This is a genomic window from Aminobacter sp. P4_D5 (assembly GCF_056401815.1).
In genome coordinates this window covers 1-4,233 of record NZ_JBFUIP010000288.1, presented here as the reverse complement: position 1 = coordinate 4,233, position 4,233 = coordinate 1, and the positions used below count along the sequence as shown (strand labels likewise).

Sequence of the window (4,233 nt, the reverse complement as noted above, 5' to 3'; positions counted from 1 at the left end):
CACGTACCCCATCTCGACGGATCGCAATTGCCGTCTCTTTCATTGACACGTCGAGGCCGATATATTCTTCCATGGCTGTTCTCCGTTGATGCTGGGCCCGGCGTCCAGTCGAGAGCCCGTACCTCATCTTATCGGGGAACAGCCACCGTCCAAGAACATGATCGAATCCAGAGCGGCGGTGCTCCCGCGATTACCCCATGTGGTCGCCCCGAGCGGGCGACAGTGTTTCGCGAACCGGAACTGCTAAGAACTGACCAGGCGTTTTTGTTCGGCAATGGCCTTGAGGTTGGCGAGGCCCTTCTCGAAGTCCTTGCCGATCATGCTGTCGAAGTTCATGAACACCTGCATCACCTTGGACATGAACGGAGACGGCCCGCGCATCGCCCAGGTCACCCGGCTCGTGCTTCCTTTCGGCTCGATGGTGAATTCGGCGACGTTGTGCGCTTCGAACGGCTTCAGGAAGTCGAGCTTGATCGTCACCTTGTTCGGCGCAGCCGTGTCGATGATTTCCATCCGGCCGGTGCCGACGTTTTTGTTGCCGGCCCATTCGTAGATCGCACCCCGGCCTGCCTTGGCGCCGCTGAGTGTCCGCTTGAGCTCCGGGTCGCGATCTTCATAGGGCGACCACTCCCGCCATCTCAGGAAGTCGTTGATGAGCGGGAAGATCGCGTCGGGCGCGGCATCGATATCGGCCGCGCGCCGCACGGTGAAGGCGGCGGGCTTGGTCGCCGCGATCGCCAGTATGGCAAGGATCGCCAGCACGATCACGCCCAGGATGATGGCAAAAATCTGCATTGTCGTCTCCGTGGAAATCGTTGCGTTTAGCGGCGGAACGGGATCAGGGCGCGTAACCGCTCGTCGCGCAAATAGAGCCCGCCCCAGGCCATCAGCCCGAGATAGACGCCGAACAAAGTGTGCGAAAACAGCGGGTTGCCGATGCGCAGGTGGATCGCGATGGCGCCGCCGAGATAGCCGGTCAAAAGGATCGCGCCGAGGATCGCCGTCCGAGGCCAGGCGTAGAGTGCCGTGCACACAAGCGTCATCACTCCGAGCGTTCGTGCCAGTTCAGGTGGAAAGCCCAGGGCTGCCGTGGTGTCGATCACCACTTGCAGCGGCACAAGCTTGATCACCGCGTCGAAGACGAGGAAAGTGATCAGGGCGCCGCTGAGAACTCGTCCGGTCCACAGGGCAGGGCTGGAAATTGTTGGCGTTTCAAGTGCCGAATGCATGGTTCTGGTTCCTCGTGATGCCGATTGTCTGAATTATTCGCCGGCGTTGCCGCTGCTGATCATCCAGGGTGTGCCGAACTTGTCCTTCACCATGCCGAAACCCTTGGCCCAGAAAGTCGGGCTGAACGGCATGTTGACCGTGCCGCCATCGGCGAGTGCGTTGAAGACGCGTTCGGCCTTGGCGAGGTCGCCCATGTCGACCGACACCGAAAAGCCCGACATTTCCGTGCGGTACTGGGGTGGTGAGTCCGAGGCCATCAGCATCTGGTCGCCGATGATGAGCTGGGCGTTGATGATCTTGTCTTGCCACTCTTCGGAAACGTCCTTGGTGGCGGGGGTTTCGCGGTGGGTGAGCATGCCTGCGATCTCGCCGTCGAAGACATTGGCGTAGAACTCGAAAGCCTCGCGAGTGTCGCCGTTGAAGAAGAGGTAATTGACGAATTTCATGTCAGTTCTCCCTGATATTTTCTCTCAGTCTGCTCCAAGGACGAAGCAGGCCGCCCGGAGCCGACATGCTTGCGCGAATTTCTTTTGCCGAACCAAAATGGGGCGATCGGTGCGCTTGCCCATTGGGCCAGGGCCGGGCTGCCGTATCGGGTAGCTTGGTTCTTGAGGCAAACTGCACTATCTGAGTGGCGTAGTGGAGCAGTAAGGCAGGGCCCAAATGGCAGTCACCAAAGAAACCGTCTTGGAGCGTCTCAAGACGGTCAACGGCCCGGATTTCTCAGGCAACATCGTCGATCTCGGACTGCTGTCCGACATTTTCATCGCTGACGGCAAGGTGTTCTTCTCGATCACCGTTCCGGCTGCCCGCGCCCAGGAAATGGAGCCGCTGCGTGCCGCCGCCGAGCGCGTCGTCAAGGCCATCCCCGGCGTCACGGGGACTGTCGTTGCCCTGACCGCCGAGAAAAAGGGCGGTGGCATGGAAGCTCCGGTGCCGCAGCGCCCAACTCCGCCGCGTCCGGCTGCAGCGCCGGCGCCCGCAGCACGTCCAGCGCAGCATGCGCCTGCCTCGCACAGCCAGGGCAAGCGCGGCGTTCCAGGCATCGCTTCGATCATCGCCGTTGCCTCAGGCAAGGGCGGCGTCGGCAAGTCGACCACCGCCGTCAACATCGCGCTCGGCCTCCAGGCCATTGGCCTCAAGGTCGGCGTGCTCGATGCCGATATCTATGGCCCGTCGATGCCACGCCTGCTCAACATCCATGGCCGGCCCGAACCAGTCGACGGCAAGATCCTGAAGCCGATGGGCAATTACGGGCTCAAGGTCATGTCCATGGGCTTCCTCGTCGATGAGGAAACCCCGATGATCTGGCGTGGCCCGATGGTCATGTCGGCGCTGACGCAAATGCTGCGCGAGGTCGAGTGGGGCCCGCTCGACGTGCTCGTCGTCGACATGCCGCCCGGCACCGGCGACGCCCAGCTGACCATGGCCCAGCAGGTGCCGCTGGCAGGCGCTGTGATCGTGTCCACGCCGCAGGACCTTGCCCTGATCGACGCCCGCAAGGGCCTGAACATGTTCAAGAAGGTCGACGTGCCGCTGCTCGGCATCGTCGAAAACATGAGCTATTTCATCGCGCCCGACACCGGCAAGCGCTACGACATCTTCGGCCATGGCGGCGCGAAGAAAGAAGCCGAACGTCTCGGCGTGACCTTCCTGGGCGAAGTGCCGCTCGAAATGGGCATCCGCGAAAGCTCCGATGCCGGCACGCCTGTTGTGGTGTCGAAACCCGATGGCGCCGAAGCCAAAATCTACCGCGACATCGCCACTAAGGTCTGGGAGCGACTCCAGGAAGAAAAGGGCGCCTCGGAGGCCGCTGTACCGACCATCGTGTTTGAATAGGGGCTTTGGGGTTGGAGATTCGTGAGACCAGCGTCTCATTCCTTCGCACCCCCCTCTGTCCTGCCCGACATCTCCCCCGCAAGGGGGGAGATCAGACGTCATATCGACTTTCGCCAATCACCAGCGCTGCAGGATTTGTTGTGGCGTCCGAGCTGCCAATCTCCCCCCTTGCGGGGGAGATGTCCGGCAGGACAGAGGGGGGTGGGACGGATCGCTACGCGTCTCCCGGCTTAGCTTTCCCTTGGCGGCAGCCTTCTCATCTCGAAGCCGGTCTTGGTCGTCTGGAAGCCTGCGTTGCGGTAGAATCCCAACGTTGCCGGGTCTTTCGAGCCGGTCAGCAACATCACCTTGTAGCAGCCGAGCGACCAAGCCGTTTCGACGGCGTGGGCAAGTACAGCCTTGCCATAACCACGCCCGCGAAAATCGGAATGCGTCACGACATTCTCGATGAGGGCGTAGGAGGCCCCGCTTCTTACAAAATTTGGAATGACGACCAGCGTGCAGGTGGCCACGAGGGTGCCGTTGCAGACACCGAGAAATATCGAGCCGCCATCGATGCGCGAGAACCGGTCCCAGATCAGGCCGGCCCTTTCGTCATCCAGCGGTTCGTCGCCGGGCACAAGGTGCCGGTAGAGCTGAATAAGCTCAGGCACGTCCTTGCGGGTTGCCCGGCGAATCGTGAATTCGGATGGCATGACGTCCCCGCAGTCTCGATGCTTGTGCCGCCGCTCTCTCAGCCGTTGTTGGACGCCAGATAGGCCGGCAGGTCGGCGATTGAATCGAGCACCACATCGGCCATCGGCGTCAGCGATTCGCGCGTGCCGGTGCCCGAAAGCACTGCGATCGCGAGACCTGCACCACCGGCGCGCGCCATTTCGAGGTCGTGGCGATTGTCGCCGACCATGGCGATCTCCGACGGCTTCAATCCGGTGAGATCGGAAAAGGCATGGATCGAATCCGGCGCCGGCTTCGGGTTGGCGACAGCGTCATAGCCATAGGCGGCCTCGAACATCTGCGCGACGCCGAGCGTCAGCAGCGTCTTTTCCGCCCCGCTGGTCGAATCGTTGGTGGCGACGCCGAGCCGGAAGCCCGCGCTGTGCAGGCTTGCCAGCGCGTCCTTGCTGCCGGGCAGGGGCACTGCCTTGGCCGAGCCCTGTTCAGCTG

6 protein-coding genes are annotated in these 4,233 nt (G+C 62.2%); 1 reads left to right on the top strand and 5 read right to left on the bottom strand.

Going from position 1 to position 4,233, the window contains the following annotated elements; translation table 11 throughout:
- Positions 1 to 243: 243 nt before the first annotated feature.
- The 3 genes from AC1DWF_RS30620 to AC1DWF_RS30610 are packed head-to-tail and all read right to left on the bottom strand — an operon-like array spanning position 244 to position 1,676.
- Positions 244 to 795 carry an SRPBCC family protein gene (locus AC1DWF_RS30620; RefSeq protein ID WP_476786030.1) on the bottom strand — a complete coding sequence of 184 codons (552 nt, stop codon included), beginning with the start codon at positions 793 to 795 and terminating at the stop codon, positions 244 to 246.
- Between the two features lie 26 nt (positions 796 to 821).
- Positions 822 to 1,229, bottom strand: a complete 408-nt coding sequence (locus AC1DWF_RS30615) for a DoxX family protein (protein ID WP_476786029.1) — start codon at positions 1,227 to 1,229, stop codon at positions 822 to 824.
- A 33-nt stretch (positions 1,230 to 1,262) separates the two neighbouring features.
- Entirely contained in the window at positions 1,263 to 1,676 is a 414-nt protein-coding gene (locus tag AC1DWF_RS30610) for a VOC family protein (RefSeq protein WP_476786028.1), read from the bottom strand.
- A gap of 217 nt (positions 1,677 to 1,893) precedes the next feature.
- Here AC1DWF_RS30610 and AC1DWF_RS30605 point away from each other — a divergent pair, with 217 nt between their 5' ends.
- Positions 1,894 to 3,069 carry an Mrp/NBP35 family ATP-binding protein gene (locus AC1DWF_RS30605; RefSeq protein ID WP_476786027.1) on the top strand — a complete coding sequence of 392 codons (1,176 nt, stop codon included), beginning with the start codon at positions 1,894 to 1,896 and terminating at the stop codon, positions 3,067 to 3,069.
- 230 nt (positions 3,070 to 3,299) lie between these two features.
- On the opposite strand, the gene AC1DWF_RS30600 is transcribed toward AC1DWF_RS30605, so the two are convergent.
- Both AC1DWF_RS30600 and AC1DWF_RS30595 read right to left on the bottom strand, forming a co-directional pair.
- Complete coding sequence (locus tag AC1DWF_RS30600; RefSeq protein WP_476786026.1) at positions 3,300 to 3,764, bottom strand: GNAT family N-acetyltransferase; 465 nt, start codon at positions 3,762 to 3,764, stop codon at positions 3,300 to 3,302.
- 38 nt (positions 3,765 to 3,802) lie between these two features.
- Positions 3,803 to 4,233 (bottom strand): HAD family hydrolase (locus AC1DWF_RS30595; RefSeq protein WP_476842458.1); only part of this gene is annotated, 431 nt, incomplete at its 5' end.